Source organism: Spirillospora sp. NPDC048823 (assembly GCF_043198445.1).
GTDB lineage: Bacteria > Actinomycetota > Actinomycetes > Streptosporangiales > Streptosporangiaceae > Spirillospora.
In genome coordinates, this window is record NZ_JBICUT010000001.1 from 81,127 (window position 1) to 100,305 (window position 19,179).

A 19,179-nucleotide genomic window follows, 5' to 3' on the forward strand; every position below is an offset into this window, starting at 1 on the left:
CATCCCCATAATGAGGGCGTCATCGCAGGGTGCTGGGAGGTTCGTCATGATCGGCAGCTCCATCTACCTGAGGGACCGGGCCGCGTTCACCGGCGGTTCCCCCCAGGCGGTATACGAGGAGCTCTGGCAGCGCGGCCGAAAAGGTAGATTGCGGACCCGCGCAATTCTGGCGGGCGCGACGCTCATACTGTGCGGACTGCTCGTCAACGCCGTATTCGGAATCGCGATGGCCGCCGCGGTGGCGTCCGCGGACGCGTTCGTCCATTGGCGCCTTTACAGCGCGTCCAGCGTGTGGCGGCGCGGGCTGCGCGGCGAGCAGCGGATGAACCGGCTGCTGCGCCACACCCTGGAGCGGCGCGGGTACCGGGTCCTGTACGAGCGGACCGTCCCCGGGCACGGGCAGGCCGACGAGCTGGTGGTCGGGCCGGGCGGCGTGTGGCTGGTGCACAACGAGGCGTGGCACCCGGAGGCGGAGATCTCCCAGCACGGGGGCAGGCTGTTCATCGACGGCCGGACCCAGTCCAAGCTGGTCGGTGCGGTGACCGCCCGCGCCGACGCCGCCGCCGAACTGATCTCGCAGGTCACCGAGGTGCCGGTGAAGGTGACGCCGGTACTGGCCGTGCACTGCGGCAAGCTCGTCAGGACGCCGTTCACCGCGGACGGGATCGTGTTCGCGCCGCCGCTGAGGCTGATCCGCTGGATGAGCCGCAACCCGTCCGCCGACCGCTCCCCCGACGAGGTCGAGGCGATCACCAGGGCCGCCGTCCACGCGCTCCCCATCGGCGGCCGCATCACCCCGCCCGCGGCCGCCGCGTGACCGGGCCGGCGGCCCTCACACACCTGTGGCCGGAGGGCTCACACGCCGCCGCCCACAGGGCGCCCACCGCCCGTTTCGGGCCCGCCACCCAGACGGGCGGTGCGGCGCAACCACAGCAGCCCCGCGACCGGGAGCACCAGCGGAACGAATCCGTACCCGCGCCCGAAGGCGGACCAGACGGTCTCGTCGGGGAACGCCGCGGAGTCGGTGAGGCTGAGCGTTCCCACGATCAGCACACCGGCCAGCTCGACGCTGCAGGCCGCTACGGCGACCCGGAACGACGTCCGGCCGCCGAGGGCCAGCGCGACCGTCGCCAGGACGTAGACGGCCGCGGCGAACGCCGACAGCGCGTAGGCGGCCGGCGCGTCGGCGAACCGGGTGGCGATCTGCACACCCGCGCGCGCACCGGCCGCGAGCGCGAAGATCCCGTAGACGGCGACCAGCACCCGTCCCGGCCCGCCGCCGGTGCTGGGGCGGGCCGCGCTGGGGCGGGCCGCGCCATCCTTGCCGTCCTTGCCGCCCGTGCGGGCGTCGGCGCCGGCGCGGATGCCGTCGCCCGCACGGGCCTCGCGGGCGCCGTCGGGTTCAGCCACCGGTGCCGCTCCACAACTGGTTCATCCGAACCATCATGACGGCGACCACCAGCCCGGCGACCACGATCACGCCGGGCCCCCACCGGGTGCGTTCCAGCAGGCCCCACCCGGCGCCCGCGAGGGGGATGAGCAGGACGCCGACGAGGTAGCCGATGAAGGTGGCGGAGCTCTCGGGGCCCTCGTCGCCGGACAGCCTGACGAACCCGACGACGGCCTGCGCGATCAGGAGGACCTCCAGCACGCCGAGGGCGGCGAGGTCCCCGGTCCCCATCGGACGGTTGCGCAGGGTCGTCACCAGGGCGTAGCCGGCGACGAGCAGCGCCACCACGATGATCACGGTGGCCAGGACGTTCGTCACGGCACAGAGAGTACTACCGGTCGTAGAGGACGGCACCGCGCCGCCGCCCGATTTGCGGCGGCATGTGGAGCGGCATGGGGGGCGGCGTGGCAGCATGGCGGGGGATGAACGCGCTGCAGTGGCTGAACATGACCCGGCATGGCGAAAGCACCGGCAACCTCGCCTACCGGGCCGTGGAGGGCACCGACGCCGAGGAGGCCGGCATCCCCGAGCGGGACGCCGACGTGCCCCTGTCGGACACCGGCCGCGCCCAGGCGGCGACGCTCGGCCGCTGGCTCGCCGCGCTCCCCGAGGACGAGCGGCCGACGCTGGTCGTGTCCTCCCCCTACGTGCGGGCCCTGGACACCGCGACGATCGCGCTCGCCCAGACGGCCTACGCCGCCCCGCAGGACCCTGGCGGGCTGCGGCCGCGGGTGGACGAGCGGCTCCGCGACCGCGAGCAGGGCGCACTGCAGGGCCTCACCGCCGTCGGCGTCGAACGCCGGTTCCCCGACGAGGCGGAACGGCTGCGGCACCTCGGCAAGTTCTACTACCGGCCGCCCGGCGGGGAGTCGTGGGCCGATCTGGCCCTGCGGCTGCGCAGCTTCTACCGCGATCTGGAGGCCGAAGCCCCAGGCGGGCGGGTCCTGGTCGTCGCGCACGACGCGATCGTCGTGATGACCCGCTATCTGGTGGAGGACCTGACCGAGGAGGAGGTCATGGAGATCGAGAAGGAGACGGTCGGCAACGCCTCCATCACCCGGTGGTGCCAGGACGGCTCGGGCCTGCAGGCCGTCCGCTACAACGACTGCGCCCACCTGGTCAACGCGGGCATCTCCGCCCCGTGACCCCGGCGCCGCGCCGCCGGCCGGCCGCGCGTCAGATCTCGCCGTCGAGAAGGCGGTCGCTGCGGGAGGCGACGGCCGCGAGCCGCGGGTCCCCCGGCGGCAGGACGGCGCCGAGCCGCTCCAGCACCTCCAGGTCGGCGCGGCCGGGCTCGGTTTGGGCGTAGGTCCACAGCGTGTCGCCGCATCCCCGGTCGAGCACCTGCCGCCGGACCCGCACCGCCAGCTCGTCCCGCTCGGCCCGGACGGCGGGCGCGTCGGAGCGGGGCAGCAGCTCGCCGGTGTACAGCCGCACGGCCGCGGCGACGTCGCCGCCGTCGTCCAGGAGCCGCCGCACGGTGAGGAAGTCGGCCTCGACCACGCACCCGAGCCGGTAGGGGCGGGCGGAAACGATGCCGCCGAACTGCTGGCGGAGCCGGTGGATCTCGGGCCGGACGGTCGCGGCGCTGCCGTCGTCGCCGTACAGGCACAGCGCCAGCCCGTCGCCGGTCAGGCCCCGGGGGTGCAGGGCGAGCAGCGCGAGGATCTCGGCGTGCCGCAGCGTCAGGATGACCGGCCGGCCGGCCAGGCGGGCGTGCGGGCGGCCGTCGCCGAGGAACGACAGTGTCAGCGGCGGCCCCCCGCCGGCCGCGGTCCGTGCCGCGTCCCGCGCGGAGGGGCGCCGGCCGGGCGGTACGTCGCGGCCGGGGCGGGCGCGGAGACCGGCCGGGCGCAGCAGGAACGCTTCGCCGAGCGGCTCGGCGACGGCGGCGCGGCCGTCGGGCAGAGTGACCGTCCCGCCGGACTCGGGGACGTTCACACGCCGCCCCCGCCACCCCGCCGGACCGGAACCCGCGGAGCCCGCGGAACCCGGGGCGGCCGGGTCGGCCGGGTCGGTGAGGATGCGGCCGGTGGCGGTGACGAGCACACCGCCGTCCCGCAGCCCCCGCAGGTGCGGCAGGAGCCGCTCGCGCAGCCGCTCGTCCCGCTGCCGCATCTCGTTCTCCAGCCGCGACTCGGCGAGCCGCGCGGCGGTCGCGACGAGCGCGACGGCCGCAGGATGCAGCGCATGCACGGTCGCGCTGACGTCGATGCAGCCGATCACCCGCCCGGAGTCGGGGTCGGTGATCGGGGCGCCCGCGCACGACCAGCAGTGCAGGACGTGCGCGACGTGCTCGGCGGCGTACACGAACTCGGGGCGGCCGGTGGCCAGGGCGGTGCCGATGCCGTTGGTCCCGACGGCGTCCTCCGCCCAGCGGAACCCCTCGGTCAGCCCGATCGCGTCGGCGGCGCGGCGCGCGGCGGGCGGGCCCTGCGTCCATAGCACGTGCCCGGCCTCGTCGGTGATCACCATCAGGTGCTCGGTCTCGTCGGCGACCCTCCGCAGCAGCCCCTCCAGCATCGGCAGATGCCGTTCGAGGGGGTGGGCGCCGCGCGCGTCGGCGACGACGTCCCGGTCGAACACCAGCGGCGCCGCCGGCACGGTCACGTCGACGCCGGCGTCCCGGGAGCGCCGCCACGACTCGGAGATCGGCGGCCGCACGGCCACCGGCTTGCGCACCATGAGCGAAACCTTTTTCGTCCTCGGCAGGAGCTGCAGGGCAGGGCTCTGGCGACACGCCCGGCGAAAGGCTCAGCCCTTTCCCCGGAGCGAACCTCGGCCCGTCCGAGGATCAGCCCATCCGCGGGGGCGGCGCAACCGATTCGCGATATGTCGCCAACCCGAATCCGGCACGGTGCGTGACCGAATCGTCGCAACGTGCATGCAACCTGAGCATGCGTACCGTGGGCCCGCGCTGGGAGCCGACGGGCCATCGTGCGGCCCCGCCGTCCCGCACGCATCGGGGGGGGAATGCGGGCGGGACGGCGGGCTCCCGGCATCACGGGGAGGACGAACGACGCATGCTCTGCCTGACCTGTCACCGTGTCCGCCCGGCGCTGAGCCGGGCCGACTACACCGCCGAACGCGCCTGGCTCATCGTCCGGCGGGGCCTGTGCACGTGCAGCGGGCCGCCGCCGCACGCCACCCGCGCCGCGGCCGTTCGAAAACCCACCCGGACCGCCAAATAAACAACGCGGTTCATAAAATGTTCACGCCCGGTTGGCCTAGAGTTTAAGGAGAATCCATTCGCCCTGCCCCTTGGAGGGAGCGCCATGACCTTGATCCCGGGTCTCGTCCGCCGCGCCGCCGCCGAGGCGGAGCGCCATGTGCGCGAGGGCGCCTGCCTGCTCGGCAGGCTCGGGCGAGATCTGGAACGGTCGGCGGAACTCGGGCGGCTCCTGCCCGCCTACATCGAACGCATGGCGAGTCTGGAGCAGGCCGTCCGGCACCAGGACGCCGAGCTGCGGGCACTGCGCACCGAGCTCGACTCGCTCGTCGGGCAGCTCAACGACCGGCTGCTGCCGCGCATCGACGAGCGGATGGACGACACCGAGCGTGACCTGGCCTCCGTCGCCACCAGCCTGATCCGCACCGGCCGCGACACCGCCGCCCACCGCACCCGGCTGGAGACCGCCGAGCGGCGCATCACCGACCTGCGCACCAAGATCGCGCAGCTGGAGCAGCGGACCGGCCTGTGGCGCGACCTCCAGGCCACCATGGCGCGGCTCGGCGACGACCTCGACGCCGTGCGCGCCCGGATGGCGCTGCGCTCCGCCGATCCCCCGGCCGACGCCGCGCCCGCCCCGGTGCAGAACATCACCGACCGTCCGGCCTGACCCGCGGCCCCCGCCGGACACGGAAAACGCACGGGCACGGGAATGGCACGCCCGGGTCCGCGTGAATGCCCCGGGGTGAATGCCCCGGGGTCCGCTTCAATGCCCGAGTCTCAATGCCCGAGTCCTCAATGCCCGAGTCCGCGAGAATGCCCGGGGTCCGCGTGAATGCCCCGGGTCCGAGAGAATGGAACCATGACGCAGCCGCCGGCCGAGCACCGATCCAATGGCAGTCCGACCGCCGCGCGCGGTTTCGCCAGCGACAACCAGGCGGGCGTCCATCCGGACGTCCTCGCGGCGCTGGCCGCCGTGAACGACGGGCACCAGCCCGCCTACGGCGACGACGACGTCACCCGGCGGCTCCGCGAGGTCGTCCGGCGGCATTTCGGCGACCGCGCCGAGGTGTTCCCCGTGTTCAACGGGACCGGCGCGAACGTGGTGTCGCTGCAGGCGATGTCGGAGCGGTGGAGTTCGGTCGTGTGCCCCGAGTCCGCCCACATCAACACCGACGAGTGCGGCGCGTCCGAGAAGATCGCGGGCCTGAAGCTGATCACGGCGCCGGCACCGGACGGCAAGCTGACGCCCGAGCAGGTCGAGGCGCACGCCACCGGCTTCGACAACGTGCAGCGCCGCCGCCCCGCCGTCGTGTCGATCACCCAGAGCACCGAGCTCGGCACCGTCTACACCGCGCGGGAGACCGCGGCGGTCGCGGCGGCGGCACACGAACGCGGCCTGTCGGTGCACATGGACGGCGCGCGGATCGCCAACGCCGCCGCGTCCCTCGGCCTGCCGCTGCGCGCCCTCACCACCGACGCGGGCGTGGACGTGCTGTCGTTCGGCGGCACCAAGAACGGGCTGCTGCTCGGCGAGGCGATCGTCGTGCTGAACCCGGACGCGGTCCGCGGGGTGGCGTACCTGCGCAAGTCGAGCATGCAGCTGGCGTCCAAGATGCGGTACGTGTCCGCGCAGCTCCTCGCGCTGCTGGACGGCGACCTGTGGCTGCGCAACGCCTCCCGCGCCAACGCCATGGCCGGGCGTCTCGCCGGCGCCGCCCGCGCGGTGCCCGGCGTCGAGATCACGCAGGCCGTGCAGGCGAACGCGGTGTTCGCGACCATCCCGAAGGACGTGGCGGAGCGGCTGCGCAAGCGGTTCCCGTTCTACACGTGGGACGAGCGCACCGGGGAGGTCCGCTGGGTGTGCTCGTTCGACACCACCGAGTCCGACGTGGACGCGTTCACCGCCGCGCTCGCCGGCGAGATGTCCGCCTGACCGGCGGGTTCCCCGCACCGGCCCGGGGGCGTCCCGGCCATCGGGATGCGCGACCGGCGCGCGTCCGGGCCGGCACGTTATCGTGGCACCGAACATGATTCGGTACAGGAGGCGAGCCTGATGGCCAACCGCACCTTCGTCGTCGGCGTGGGCATGACCAAGTTCGAGAAGCCGGGCTCCCGCGACTGGGAGTACCCCGACATGGCCAAGGAGGCCGTCGGCAACGCCCTGCAGGACGCCGGCGTCGCCTACGACCGGATCGAGATGGCCTACGCCGGCTCGATGTACGGGTCAATGGGCCAGCGCGCCCTTTACGAGACCGGTATGACCGGCATCCCGGTGATGACCGTCCAGAACGCGTGCGCCACCGGATCCAGCGCGCTGTTCCTGGCCCGCCAGGCCGTCCGCGGCGGCCTCGCCGACTGCGCGCTCGCGCTCGGCATGGAGAAGATGAAGAAGGGCTCGCTCGGCGCGGGCATGGGCGAGTCCAAGGTCACCATCATCGACCACCACCTCACCTCGATGGCCGCGGGCCGCGCGTGGGAGATGGACAAGGCGCCGATGCCGCAGATGTTCGGCAACGCCGGCCGCGAGCACATGGAGAAGTACGGCTCCACCCCCGACCACTACGCGTGGATCGGCTGGAAGAACCACAAGCACTCGGTCAACAACCCGTACGCGCAGTTCCAGACCGAGTACTCCCTCGACGACGTCAAGAACGCCACGATGATCTTCGACCCGCTGACCAAGCTGCAGTGCTCCCCCACCTCCGACGGCGCCGCCGCCGCGGTCGTGGTCAGCGAGCGGTTCGTGGACGAGCACGACCTGTGGGACCAGGCCGTCGAGATCGCCGGCCACCACATCGCCACCGACATCCCCGAGAGCTTCGCCGACAACTCCTCCATCCAGGTCGTCGGCGCCGGCGTGTCCCGGCTCGCCGCCCGCAAGGCGATGGACGAGGCGCAGGTCTCCATCGAGGACGTCGACGTCATCGAACTGCACGACTGCTTCAGCGCCAACGAGCTCATCACCTACGAGGCCCTCGGCATGGCCGAGGTCGGCGAGGGCCACAAGCTCGTCGACGACGCCGCGACCACCTACGGCGGCACGTGGGTCGTCAACCCGTCCGGCGGCCTCATCTCCAAGGGCCACCCGCTCGGCGCCACCGGCCTCGCCCAGTGCGCCGAGCTGACCTGGCAGCTGCGCGGCCAGGCCGGGAACCGCCAGGTGGACGGCGCCCGCGTCGCCCTCCAGCACAACATCGGCCTCGGCAGCGCCTGCGCGGTGGCGGTCTACAAGCCCGCCACCGTCTGACACCCGACTCCCGTCTCCGTGCGGTGTGTCGCCCTTATGACGGTGTTCCTACAGCGGGGCTCGTAAGGGCGGCACTCCGCAGGCGGGTACGGCACGGCCTGGACGTGTGACAAAGATTGACTCTTGTCTCATCTCGGCTATCCTCGCAGTAAGTGGTCACTGCCAGGAGGTGCGATGCCCGCCTCGTCCTCGCCCCCGACGGTCGTCACCGCCGCCGCCCGGACGTCACGGCACACCGCCGCGCACGCACCGCTCGGACCCGGGACGCTGCTGTGGCGCCACGCCGCCGACCTGCGTTCGCTGCTGCCCGGGGCCGCGGCCGGGCTCATGCAGCTCATGCATCCGGGCATAGGCGCGGGCGTCGCCGAGCACTCCGCGTTCTTCGACGCCCCCTTCGACCGCATCCACCGGTCCGTCCCCCAGATCTGGGCGACGATCCTCACCCCCGACGGCGCCGCCCCCGACGGGACCGCCCGCGCCCGCACCATCCGCGACCTGCACCGCGCCATCGGCGGCGTCGACGAGCACGCCCGCCGCTACCACGCCCTCGAACCCGAGACGTTCTGGTGGGCGCACGCCACCTTCACCTGGGAGATCTTCAAGGCCGCCGAGACCTTCCACCCCGGCACCCTCACCGCCGAGGACCACGAGCAGATGTACGCCGAAACCGTCACCTGGTACTCCCGGTACGGCGTCAGCATGCGTCCCGTCCCCGCCGACTACGCCGCCTTCCAGTCCAAGTTCTGGCACATCTGCACCAAGCGACTGGAACTCACCCCGGCCGCCGCCCGCGCCCTGGAGATCGCCAAGCACGGCTCCGAGACCATCACGATCCTGCCCGTGGGCGGGCCCCGCCTCGACCGCGCGGGACGCCTCGTCATCGAACGCCCCCTGCGCCTGCTCACCTTCGGCTGCCTGCCCACCATCGTCCGGCAGCGCTTCGACATCCCATGGACGCCCCTCGACCAGGCTCGGTTCGCCGCGCTCGCCCTCGCCAACCGGCAGGGCTACCGCATGATGCCCACCGGCATCAACCACTGGGCCCTCCGCAGCATGCTCCGCTACATCGGCGCCCACACCCGCCCCCACCGCTACCGGCCGGCGGCGTGATCCACCGGGGGTTCAGCCCGCCGGGGCCGGGGCGGCGAGTTCGGTGACCAGGCTGCGGCAGGCGGCGACGATCCGGTTCACATCGTCGTCGGTCAGGCCGGCGTGGGCCGAAAGGCGCACCAGGGTGCGGCCCACGGACGCCGTGGGCGGGAACAGTGCGGCGCTGAAGATGTCGCGCGCGACCAGCGCGTCCCGTATGAGGGTCGCGTCGGCCTCCGAGCCGGTCTCGAGCGCGATGATCTGCGTGTCGGACTCGACGAGCCGGTAGCCGAGACCGGTCAGGCCGTCCCGCAGGCGGCGCGTGACGGCGTGCAGGCGGTCGCGGCGGCGGCGCTCCTCCCGGACGACCTTCAGCGCCGCGGCGAGGCCCGCGACATCGTGCGGCAGCAGCGTCGAACTGAACACGGACGGCAGCGCGGTATGGACGAAGTAGTCCGCGAAGCCGGGACGGTCGCAGGCGATCAGCCCGGCGCGTCCGGACAGGGCCTTGGCCAGGCTCGCGGTGCGGAAGTCGACACGGCCGGTGAGGCCCAGCGCCGCGACGAGTCCCTCGCCGCGCGCACCGTGTGTGCCGAGCGAATGCGACTCGTCCACCACCAGGAGGCAGTCGTGCTCCTCGGCCACCTCCACCAGGCCGGGCAGCGGGCACACCGAGCCGTCGGTGCTGTAGACGGCGTCCACGGCGATCACTCCGGAGCCGCCCACCTCGATCCGGCGGCGCAGGTGGCCGAGGTCGTTGTGGCGGTAGTAGGCGAGCTCCGCGCCCGCCGTCCGCGCGCCCTCCCACAGCGACATGTGGGCGAGGGTGTCCAGGTAGACGGGGACGTCCGGCCCGGCCACCACCTGCATGAGCCCGGTGTTGGCCGCCCAGCCCGACGGGCACAGCACACCGGCCCGCGCGCCCATGTGCCGGGCGAACTCCGCACCGAGGACGATCTGCGGGTGGTCGTCGGGCAGGCACGGGCCGGGCACCGGCGCCGCGCCGTCCGCCGCCCGCAGGCTGGCGATCATGGCATCGGCGATCGCGGGATGCTCGGAGAGGGCGAGATAGTCGCTACAGGTCAGCATGATCGTCCGGCTGCCGAGGGCCTTGGCGGGCGAGGGGCGCCGGCCGCCCCTGGTGCCCCGGAAGCGGCTGATGCGTTCGCCCAGTCGCTGGTGAGCGCTGGTCATGGTCGTCACTCTCCCCCGGCATGTGATCGTCACATCCTGTAGCGGACCCTGATCATAGTGTGAAAAGAATCTAAGGTGTCGACCAAAACCCGCGCTCCGCACGGGAAGAATTCCATCAGCGGAACGAATCATTCCGTTCTGCCATGAGGCCCGCATGAACGAGATCACGCCCTCCGGCTGGGCGTCCTCGACACCGCCCACGAGGCCCTGCGCGTCATCGTCCGCGACCCCGGCTGGAGGCCTGAGAACCCGCCGTGCCCGCCCGCCGGCCACGGACGTCCGTCAGCGTTCGCGTCGAACCACCCTGGCCGTCGCATACTCTTCAACCAGGCAGCCGAACAATAAGGTGTGGAGACGATCGCCGCAGGCGCTGAAACCGCGGCGCCCGCCAAGCTCCCCGAACTTGGCGGAAACGCCGCCGCCCCACCCCGCGTCCGGCGGATCCCCCGGGTCCGCTGGGCCGTCCTCGGGACCCTGCTGACCGCCCTCGTCACCGCGGGGCTGGTGACCGCCGGCGCGCCACGCCCGGCCCTGTCGGAGCTCCTGACGCCGATCGGCACGATGCACTGGGCGTACCTGCCCGTCCTGCTCCTGCTGTCGCTGCTGCACTTCGTCTGCTCCGCGGTCGCGCTGCGCGCCGCGTCCGGCCGGCCGATCCCGCTCTACCAGACGACCCTGACGCAGTTCACCGCGGCGGCCGCCAACCGCGTCACGCCGGGCGGCCTCGGCGCCGTGGCGGTCAACACCCGCTACCTCGTCTGCCGCGGGCTCCCGCTCCCTCAGGCCGCCGTCACCGTCGCCGCCGTGCAGGTGGCGGGCGTCCCCGCGGACCTGCTGCTGCTGGGCGCGGTCGTCGGGCTCGGCGGCGGGAACGGCCGGCTGCTGGACGCGCTCGGCCGGCACGCCGCCGACGCCGCCGGGCTCGTCCCTCCCGTCCCGCTGCTCATCGCCGCCGGTGCGCTGCTCCTGGCCGCCGGGCTGTGGGGCCGCCGCGCCCTCCGCTCCGCCGTCGTCGGACGGGCCGTGGCCGGGCTCACCGGGCTGTGCCGCCGGCCGCGCGACCTGGCGGTGGTGCTCGCCGGGTCGGCCTCGACCACGCTCGTGCTCGGCCTGGCGTTCGCGCTCAGCGTCCTCGCCGTGCCCGGCACGGCCGCGGGCCCGGCCGACGTCCTCGCGCTGGTGGCCGCCTACCTGGTGGGGGCCGCCGCGGGCTCGGCGGTGCCGTCCCCGGGCGGCGTCGGCTCCACCGAGGCCGCGCTGGTCGCAGCCCTTGCGGCCCTCGGCATCGCCGCCGGCCCGGCCCTGCACGCCGTGCTTCTGTTCCGGGCCGTCACGTTCTGGGCGCCCGTTCCGCTGGGCCTGATGGCCTGCCGGACGCTTCGCCGCTGAGCGCCTTTACATTGTAGATCATTAAGTTGTCCAAGATCAACTTTGGCGTCGTCAGAGGTGGAAGACGTGCTTGGCGTTGCCCGACAGGAACGCCTCCTTCGCGTCGTCGCTCAGCCCCAGGTCGTCCAGCCCCTTGAGGGCCCGCTCCGCCGTCATCATCGGGAAGTTCGTGCCGAACAGGACCTTGTGCCGCCGGTCCTGGGTCATGTAGCGGACGAGTTCCGGCGGATACCTCCGCACCGTGTAGGCGGACGTGTCGATGTAGACGTTCTCGTGCTTGCGGCACACGGCGACCATCTCCTCCGTCCACGGGTAGCCGATGTGCCCGCCGACGATGACGAGCTCCGGGAAGTCGAGCGCGACCTGGTCGACGTAGGGAATCGGACGTCCCGTCTCGCTCGGCCGCAGCGGACCCGTGTGCCCGACCTGCGTGCAGAACGGGATGCCCAGCTCAACGCATTCGGCGAACAGCGGGTAGTAGCGCCGGTCGGTGGGAGGCAGCTCCCACAGCCACGGCACCACGCGCAGCCCCCGGAACCCCAGTTCGCGAACGCATCGGCGTAGCTCCCGGACGGCGTCCATGGGCTTGCGCAGGTCCACCGACGCGATGCCCAGCAGGCGTCCCGGGGCCTGCTCCACGTACGAGGCGACCTCGTCGTTGCTCACCAGGGCGCCCTCCGGGCCGTACCAGGCGCTGATGAGCCCGACGTCCACTCCCCCGGCGTCCATGGCGCCGACCGTCATCTCGACCGGCACCTCCTCCTCCGGAGGCTTCTGCCCGGTCCACCGCCACAGCGAATCCAGCATCTCGTGCTGGAGGAACCGCACCGTCCCGTGCTGCATCCACGCGTCAATCACCATGGTTACCTCCCACCGACCGCCATGCGGCCTCGCTAAGCAACACGACCTGTTCGTCGACCGGCTCCCGGGTCTGGCCGTTCAGCCACAGCCGGCTCAGTTCCTGCGCGGGCCCGAGCCACAGCACGAACGCCGTCACGACGTCCACGTCGGCCAGTTCCCCGTGGCGCACCTGAACGCGCCACCAGCTGCGCACCTCACGGAAGAACATCCGGTTGCGCTCGTCCAGCCCGGCACTCCCGGACGGACGTTCCGTGAACATGAACCTCGCCTGCTCCGGATGCTCCCTGCACCACCGCACATGAAACGCCACCACCCCGGGCACCGCCCCGCGCGCGCTGTCATGCGCCCGAAGCTCTTCCAGGAAGGCGTCCTGATACCGCGCAAGGCACTCGATGAACAGCGCCTCCGCGACCTGTTCCTTGCCCGCGAAATGGTGGTAGAAGCTGCCCACGCTGACGCCGCTCGCCGCCCGCAGGCTGCTCAGCGTCGTCCCGGCGACCCCGTCCCGCCCGAACAGCTCCAGCGCCGCGCGCAGCACCTTCTCCCGGCCGGCCTCGCTCATAGAACATTATTCTGCCATCACAGAACAATATTCTGTCAACTCACGGCTCACCGGACATGCCCGGGCCCCGGCCTCCGCTCGCCCGTGGGGGCGGAGGTGACCGGGGCCCGCGGCCGCTATGGCGTCGCGCTCGTGGCGCCGGCCGTCACCCTTCGCTCTTGGAGGAGGTCTTGGCGGGGCTCTTCAGGGCGGTCCGGGCGGAGCCGGTCAGGGCGGGCAGGTAGCCGAGCCGGTGGCCCCGCGCGGTCGGGTGGTAGGACGACTCGATCGGCCACGTCACCGCGTTGAGCCAGTCGTCGCCGGAGCACAGCTCGTGCCCGGAGAACTCGTCCCGGACGTCGGACCAGGTGAAGCCGGAGCGGCCCGCGGCCTTGGCGGTCACGCCCGCCAGTGTGTCGGCGGCGTCGTTGAGCGCGGTGCGCTTGGCGTTGCCCAGCCCCACGCACCAGTCGACGATCGTGTAGAGGCGCGGGTAGCCCAGCACCACCACGCGCGCCGACGGCGCCTTCGCCCGGATCTTCGAGTACAGCGAGTCGAGGCGTCCCGGCAGGGTGTCGCGCATGTAGGTCTCGGCCTGCGCCGCCCTGCTCTGGCACGTCGAGGTCGAATACAGGACGCATGTCTGCATCACGTCGCTGAAGCCGGCATCGTTGCCGCCGGCCGTGATGCTCACGAGCGTCGTCGAGGAGTTGAGCGCGCCGAGCTGGCCGCTCGCGACGTCCGTGGTCGTCGCCCCCGAGCAGGCGACGAACCTGAACGACTCCGTGGTGTGCGACGCCGCCCACAGGTTCGCGTAGGCGTTGGCGCTGCGCTTGCACGACCCGCTGTCCGGATCGTAGCTTCCGGCCCCCGTGCCGGACGAGTAGGAATCCCCGAGTGCGACGTAGCTGGGCCCGGCCGCATGAGCGGCCCCGGACCACACCATTGAACCGGCGGCGAGAGTCACCGCACCGAAAGCGGACAGAAGGGGGCGGGAGAGACGCATCTGCACTCCGGAGCGACGAAGCGAATTGGGTCGCCCGCCTTATACCCGCGCCACCATTCTCCCAAGCTTCAACTCTGATCAACAACATTTGTCATAATTTGCCGCAGAAATCCGCGAATCTCACCGATTCGCCGCTGTCAAGACGCAAAAGGTAACAACCATTTCAGTCCAAATCACAATAGCCCCAGAAACCCCAGGAGCCCATTCTTCACACCGCGTCCTCCACGTCCACTGGACGGTATGACCGGCGCGACCTCCCGGCCCCGCAACCGGTGCCGCGACGCCCACATGTGGCCTGGCACCGACCCGATCACCTGATCGGCTATCCAACGTCTTGATCAAGTGCTAGCCTTCGCGTTGATCGAGTTCACAGCAAGCATCTGGTTCGGATCGCGCGTGAACACGTGCGCGGCATACGCCGTCCCACGAACCAAAGCGCGCCACGCTCCCCGCGCTACCGCTGCCGCAGCGACCAAGAAAGGGCGGGCCTCCGCGTGCACGCTTCACCCGCACACGGCCAGGAGGCGGTGGCCGGCTGGCCACGGCGTCTTCCACCCGGCCGAGGACGAGCGGGACCATCACGCGCCTGCTGACGCACATGTCACATCGTCCGAGAACGCGAAAACGGAGGTCTCCCTAGATGCAGGCTCACGAAGTCGCCTTTTTCAAGCTCATCGAGGGCGAGAAGCAGTTCCAGATCCCGCTGTACCAGCGCACCTATAGCTGGGGGCACCGGGAATGGACGCGGCTGTGGGCGGACGTGCTCGAACACGCGGAGATCATCGCGGCCGGAGAAGACCGGACGCCGCACTTCATCGGCTCGGTCGTCCTGGCGCCGGGCACGATGTCGGCCGGAGACATCCAGCGGTGGCTGGTCGTCGACGGGCAGCAGCGCCTGACGACGCTGATGCTGGCGAGTTGCGCCCTGCGCGACAGGTTCCGCGAGATCGCGCCCCGTGAGGCCGACCGGATCCACAAGCAGTACCTCGTCAACGAGTACCGCGAGGGCCTCGACCGCTTCCGGCTCCTGCCCACCCAGGCCGACCGGGAGGCGTTCACCGCGTGCGTGGAGAGCGGGGCGACGGCCGGAGGCAGCGACGGCATCGGCGCCGCGTACCGCTTCTTCAAGCAGGCCCTCATCGACTACGCCCCCGACGGTGACGTGGCGGCGCTCAAGCGGCTGGAAACCGTCGTCCGCGGCCGGCTGTCCGTCGTGGAGATCACCGCCGAGCAGGGCGACAACGTCTACCGGATCTTCGAGTCGCTCAACAACACCGGCGTCAAGCTCAGTCAGACCGACCTGCTGCGCAACTACGTCTTCATGCTGCTGCCGACGATCGGCGAACGCGTCTACACCAGAATCTGGCTGCCCATGCAGGAGGAGCTGGGCGCCGGCAGCCTCGAACTGCTCGGCTGGCTCGACCTCGTGATCCGCGGCGACTACCGCGCGAAGCAGAGCGAGGTCTACCGCGCCCAGCAGCGGCGCCTCGGCGAGATCGTCGAGCGGGGCGGCGAGCCGGCCCTCGAAGGGGAGATCGCCGAGCTCTACCGGCGCGGCCGGCTGCTCATGCGGGTGATCGAACCCGCGCGGGAGACGGACCCGCACCTCCGCGCCGTCCTCATGCGTCTGCAGGAGTGGGGCGGGCAGATCACCTTCCCCATCGCCCTGCACATGCTCGACCTGCTCGACCACGAGCGGGCGACGGCGGCCGAGGTCACCCGCGGGCTGTCCTACGTCGAGAGCTTCCTGGTCCGCCGGATGATCGCCGGCATGCCGACGAACAACCTCAACCGGATCCTCAACAGCGCCCCGAAGGAACTGGAGACGGACCGGCCGATCGACGAGTCCGTGCACCGCTACCTGTCGGGGGAGCGCCGCTATTGGCCGACCGACGAGCAACTCCGCACCGCCATAAGGACGAGGCCGTTCTACTGGTCCGGCCGCCCGAACCAGCGCTTCTTCGTGTTGAAGCGGCTGGAGCAGAGCCACCGGTCGAGCGAGCCGGTCGATTTCGCGGCGGCCAAGCTCACCATCGAGCACGTGATGCCGCAGACCGCCACGCAGGAGTGGATGGATCTTCTGTCCGCCGAAGTGACGGACGAGGACGGGCCCGCAGAGCTCCATGCGGAGCTGCTGCACACGCTCGGCAACCTCACATTGACGGCGGACAACTCCAAGCTCTCCAACAGCCCGTTCCACCGCAAACAGGAGATCTACGACGCCAGCGCGCTGCGCATGAACCGCGAGATCGCCGACGCGCCGGGCTGGGGCAAGGCGCAGATCCTGGAACGCGCGGAGAGCCTGACCGAGCGTTGCGTGTCGCTGTGGCCGGCACCGCTGCGCGGCGGGTCCGACCTCGAGGACGAGCGCCGCACCTGGATCCTGCTCCGGCGCCTGCTCGCCGAACTCCCCACCGGCTCCTGGACGACCTTCGGCGACCTGGCCACGGTCATCGGCTCGAACCCCGCCGGTGTCGGGACGTACATGGCCTCCCGTCCCGGGCTGGAGCACGCCCACCGCGTCCTCACCTCCGATGGGACGGTGTCACCGTCGTTCCCCAGGCCCGACGACCGCGCCGCGGCACCTCGCGACGTCCTCGAATCCGAGGGGGTGGCCTTCTCCGGAGGCGGCGCCGCCGACCCCGCCCAGCGGCTCACCGCGAAGGACCTCGCCGGGCTCATCGGCATGGACGCGCCCGAAGACCCCGACGACGAACGCGACAGCCCCGAGGACCGCTTCGCGCGCCGGCTGTCCCTCCTCGGCGACGACATCTCCGACCTCGTCGGCCAGGCCCTGCGGCACTGGACCGGCCGGGGCGGCGAACTCGACTTCGGTACGGCGGAGACGAACTGCCTCCCCTGGCTCCACCACCCCGGTGCCCACGACTGGATCTGGCCCGTCGTCTTCTATCCGCGCAGCGCGAAGATCGAGGTGGTCTTCCAGCATCTCGCGAAGCGCCCTCCGTTCGACGACGACTCCGTGCGCGACGAATTCCGCCGCCGCCTCAACCGCATCGGCGGCGTGGACATCCCCGAGGACCGCCTCACCAAGCGTCCCAGCATCCCCATCGCCGTCCTCTCCGGCGGCGGCCTCACGCCCTTCCTGGAAGCACTCGACTGGTTCATCGACCAGGTCGGCACCGCCGTCCCCCGAGACGAGAAGCCAGAGGACACCGAAACGGCCGACGCGGACCTCGCCGCCGAGTTCCACAGCGCGATGCTGCTCCTTTACGCCCGCACCAAGACCGAGGCCGTATACAACGCGTCCGCGTTCCTGGGCATGGTCACCGAGCACGGCGGCGTCGGCGCCGCCAAGCGCCTTCTGGCGTCCCCGCACATCTCGGACGGCTTCACCGCCCTCCACGAACGCGGCCGCCTCGACCTCACCGTGGAAGCCCACGCCATCGACCCGCGCTTCGTGCCGCTCTTCACCGGAGACGAACGGGACAGAGCCCACCACCGCCTGACCGAGGCCGGCTACCGCCCTTAGCGGCAGCGGGTGATCGCCAGACCATTGCGGCTTGGACGCGGCGCGGCCGACGTGGCATCGCCATGAGCAACCCGGCCGAGACGTCCGCCGAGCCGACGCCCACCAAGGCGTCGCCGTCACGCAAGGCGACTCCATCGCGCAAGGCGGCTCCCAGCCCGACGCGTAAGCGTCCGAGCAGGCCCGCCCGGACGAAGGCACCGGCCGCGCCCACGGGCGGAGTGCCATTCTGGACGATTTTCCGGCGGAGGGCGGCCCGTACGGTATCTGCTACCGCGACCAGTACCTCATACTGCTGCGCGACCCGGTGAGGTTCCCGGACGGCCGGATCGGCGCGTATCTCCGGGTGGTGCATGCGAACAGGCAGGCGGGAGCCGCCGTCCTCGCGACCTGCGACGGCAGGGCCGTTCTCATGCGGCACTTCAGGCATGCGACCCGTGAATGGCACTGGGAGATCCCGCGCGGCTCCCCCGAACCGGGCGAGACACCGGAACAGACGGCACGCCGGGAACTCGAAGAGGAAATCGGCGTACCGGCACGGTCGATCGAGTTCCTCGGTGACTTCTACGCCGACACCGGTGTCGTCGGAAGCAAAGCGGGCCTCTTCTGGGCGGACGTCGCCCACCCCCGCGATTCGCACCCCGAAGAGGGCATCGACCGGATCGAACTGTTCTCCCCGCAGCAACTCGACCTCATGCTGGACCGGGGTGAGATAACCGACTCGTTCACCATGGCGGCGCTCCTGCACGCTAGGCGGCGCGGCCTCGCCCCATTCTCGTTCTGACCTGGCGCCACGCGGCGCGGGCGTAGCCGTTCACGCGTTCGCTGATGCGGCGTGCCCGGGGGAACTCGGTGCCCAGCAGTCCCAGCCCGGCGAGGATCGCCACGATGCCGGGGCCGGGCAGCACCAGCATCGCGACCCCCGCCGCGATCAGGCCGGCCCCGACGACCGCGACGCCGATCTTCCGCAGCAGCCGGACGGGCACCCTGTGCCGCGGTACCGGCGCCGAATCGGCCTCCGTCTCTGGTCGGTGCATCACGCTCGCGGTCAAATCGGCCCCCAGGGTCGTCAGCTCTTTCCTAAGGGACGAACCGGAACGTCCCCGAAGATCCCGATCAAGCCGTGGTGTGGCCGAAGCCACATCGGCCCGGGACGGCTAGCATTCCGCAATGAAGATCCGGTTTGCCGCGCTGCGTGCGCGAAGGCGCCTCGGGACGCTGGTTCACCGGACGGCCGCGCGGATGTGGAAACGCCTCGGCGGGCGGATGCAGTGGCGGCTCGCCCGGCTGAGGCATCGGACGTTCCTGGTGTACGCGGGCGGGATCGTCCGGGATGATCAAGGGCGGATCCTGCTGCTGCGGCACCGGCTCTGGCCCGCCTACCGCGCGTGGGGGCTGCCGGGCGGATACGTCAACGCCGGCGAGCGGCTCGAGGACGGCGTCGCCCGCGAGATCCGGGAGGAGACGTCCCTCGAAGTGGCGGTCAGCGGGCGGCCGGTCGGCCTCGCCAGCGGGTTCCGGCACCGGGTGGAGGCGTACTACGAGGCGCGGGTGACGGGCGGGCGGCTGGAACTCGACGCGGCGGAGATCCTGGAGGCGCGCTGGTACGCGAGCGACGAGCTGCCGGACGAGATGTCCCCGCGTCTCCGCACCCTGATCGCGTCCCTGTAGACCGCCGCCTGCCTCGTGCAGCGGCCGCAGCCGCCTTGGCGGCCCGCTCCGGACCGGCCGATCAATCCGGTC

The 19,179-nt window shown here is 71.7% G+C and carries 18 protein-coding genes; 10 read left to right on the forward strand and 8 right to left on the reverse strand.

What is annotated here, in order from left to right; genetic code table 11:
* Positions 1–46: 46 nt before the first annotated feature.
* Positions 47–817, forward strand: a complete 771-nt coding sequence (locus tag ACGFK0_RS00320) for a nuclease-related domain-containing protein (RefSeq protein ID WP_392897821.1) — start codon at positions 47–49, stop codon at positions 815–817.
* A gap of 38 nt (positions 818–855) precedes the next feature.
* Here the strand turns inward: ACGFK0_RS00320 and ACGFK0_RS00325 are convergent, their stop codons facing one another.
* On the reverse strand, positions 856–1,263 hold the full coding sequence (locus ACGFK0_RS00325; protein ID WP_392899555.1) for a hypothetical protein: 408 nt from the start codon (positions 1,261–1,263) through the stop codon (positions 856–858).
* A gap of 139 nt (positions 1,264–1,402) precedes the next feature.
* Positions 1,403–1,768: a hypothetical protein gene (locus tag ACGFK0_RS00330; protein ID WP_392897824.1), complete on the reverse strand. Its 366-nt coding sequence runs from the start codon at positions 1,766–1,768 to the stop codon at positions 1,403–1,405.
* Positions 1,769–1,872: 104 nt separating this feature from the next.
* On the opposite strand from ACGFK0_RS00330, the gene ACGFK0_RS00335 reads away from it, so the two are divergent.
* Positions 1,873–2,595, forward strand: coding sequence for a histidine phosphatase family protein (locus ACGFK0_RS00335; RefSeq protein WP_392897827.1), 723 nt, complete (start codon positions 1,873–1,875; stop codon positions 2,593–2,595).
* 31 nt (positions 2,596–2,626) lie between these two features.
* Here the strand turns inward: ACGFK0_RS00335 and ACGFK0_RS00340 are convergent, their stop codons facing one another.
* The gene (locus ACGFK0_RS00340) at positions 2,627–4,135 is read right to left on the reverse strand and encodes a GAF domain-containing protein (protein ID WP_392897829.1); all 1,509 of its coding nucleotides are present in this window, start codon (positions 4,133–4,135) and stop codon (positions 2,627–2,629) included.
* Between the two features lie 590 nt (positions 4,136–4,725).
* On the opposite strand from ACGFK0_RS00340, the gene ACGFK0_RS00345 reads away from it, so the two are divergent.
* From ACGFK0_RS00345 to ACGFK0_RS00360, 4 genes are all read left to right on the forward strand, one after another.
* On the forward strand, positions 4,726–5,289 hold the full coding sequence (locus ACGFK0_RS00345; protein ID WP_392897832.1) for a hypothetical protein: 564 nt from the start codon (positions 4,726–4,728) through the stop codon (positions 5,287–5,289).
* A gap of 192 nt (positions 5,290–5,481) precedes the next feature.
* Positions 5,482–6,555, forward strand: a complete 1,074-nt coding sequence (locus ACGFK0_RS00350) for a threonine aldolase family protein (protein ID WP_392897834.1) — start codon at positions 5,482–5,484, stop codon at positions 6,553–6,555.
* 120 nt (positions 6,556–6,675) lie between these two features.
* Entirely contained in the window at positions 6,676–7,869 is a 1,194-nt protein-coding gene (locus ACGFK0_RS00355; protein WP_392897837.1) for a beta-ketoacyl synthase N-terminal-like domain-containing protein, read from the forward strand.
* Positions 7,870–8,043: 174 nt separating this feature from the next.
* Positions 8,044–8,979, forward strand: coding sequence for an oxygenase MpaB family protein (locus tag ACGFK0_RS00360; RefSeq protein ID WP_392897841.1), 936 nt, complete (start codon positions 8,044–8,046; stop codon positions 8,977–8,979).
* Positions 8,980–8,991: 12 nt separating this feature from the next.
* On the opposite strand, the gene cqsA is transcribed toward ACGFK0_RS00360, so the two are convergent.
* Positions 8,992–10,152, reverse strand: coding sequence for an alpha-hydroxyketone-type quorum-sensing autoinducer synthase (gene cqsA / locus ACGFK0_RS00365; RefSeq protein ID WP_392897843.1), 1,161 nt, complete (start codon positions 10,150–10,152; stop codon positions 8,992–8,994).
* A gap of 348 nt (positions 10,153–10,500) precedes the next feature.
* On the opposite strand from cqsA, the gene ACGFK0_RS00370 reads away from it, so the two are divergent.
* Positions 10,501–11,541, forward strand: a complete 1,041-nt coding sequence (locus ACGFK0_RS00370) for a YbhN family protein (RefSeq protein ID WP_392897845.1) — start codon at positions 10,501–10,503, stop codon at positions 11,539–11,541.
* Positions 11,542–11,592: 51 nt separating this feature from the next.
* Here ACGFK0_RS00370 and ACGFK0_RS00375 read toward each other — a convergent pair whose 3' ends face one another.
* The 3 genes from ACGFK0_RS00375 to ACGFK0_RS00385 form a co-directional block, all read right to left on the reverse strand.
* A complete protein-coding gene (locus ACGFK0_RS00375) occupies positions 11,593–12,402 on the reverse strand; it encodes an amidohydrolase family protein (protein WP_392897848.1) in 810 nt (269 codons plus the stop codon).
* The gene (locus ACGFK0_RS00380) at positions 12,392–12,964 is read right to left on the reverse strand and encodes a TetR/AcrR family transcriptional regulator (RefSeq protein ID WP_392897851.1); all 573 of its coding nucleotides are present in this window, start codon (positions 12,962–12,964) and stop codon (positions 12,392–12,394) included. The genes ACGFK0_RS00375 and ACGFK0_RS00380 overlap by 11 nt, the downstream gene beginning before the upstream one ends.
* Before the next feature lie 145 nt (positions 12,965–13,109).
* Complete coding sequence (locus ACGFK0_RS00385; protein WP_392897854.1) at positions 13,110–13,949, reverse strand: SGNH/GDSL hydrolase family protein; 840 nt, start codon at positions 13,947–13,949, stop codon at positions 13,110–13,112.
* A 640-nt stretch (positions 13,950–14,589) separates the two neighbouring features.
* On the opposite strand from ACGFK0_RS00385, the gene ACGFK0_RS00390 reads away from it, so the two are divergent.
* Positions 14,590–17,439: a DUF262 domain-containing protein gene (locus ACGFK0_RS00390; protein ID WP_392897857.1), complete on the forward strand. Its 2,850-nt coding sequence runs from the start codon at positions 14,590–14,592 to the stop codon at positions 17,437–17,439.
* Between the two features lie 304 nt (positions 17,440–17,743).
* Positions 17,744–18,220 (forward strand): NUDIX hydrolase, encoded by a 477-nt coding sequence (locus ACGFK0_RS00395; protein ID WP_392897860.1) that lies wholly within the window; start codon positions 17,744–17,746, stop codon positions 18,218–18,220.
* Here ACGFK0_RS00395 and ACGFK0_RS00400 read toward each other — a convergent pair.
* Positions 18,186–18,473 (reverse strand): PGPGW domain-containing protein, encoded by a 288-nt coding sequence (locus ACGFK0_RS00400; RefSeq protein WP_392897863.1) that lies wholly within the window; start codon positions 18,471–18,473, stop codon positions 18,186–18,188. The genes ACGFK0_RS00395 and ACGFK0_RS00400 overlap by 35 nt on opposite strands.
* Positions 18,474–18,606: 133 nt before the next feature.
* Between ACGFK0_RS00400 and ACGFK0_RS00405 the strand changes: the two genes are divergently transcribed.
* Positions 18,607–19,107 (forward strand): NUDIX hydrolase, encoded by a 501-nt coding sequence (locus ACGFK0_RS00405; protein WP_392897866.1) that lies wholly within the window; start codon positions 18,607–18,609, stop codon positions 19,105–19,107.
* The last annotated feature ends 72 nt before the right edge of the window (positions 19,108–19,179 follow it).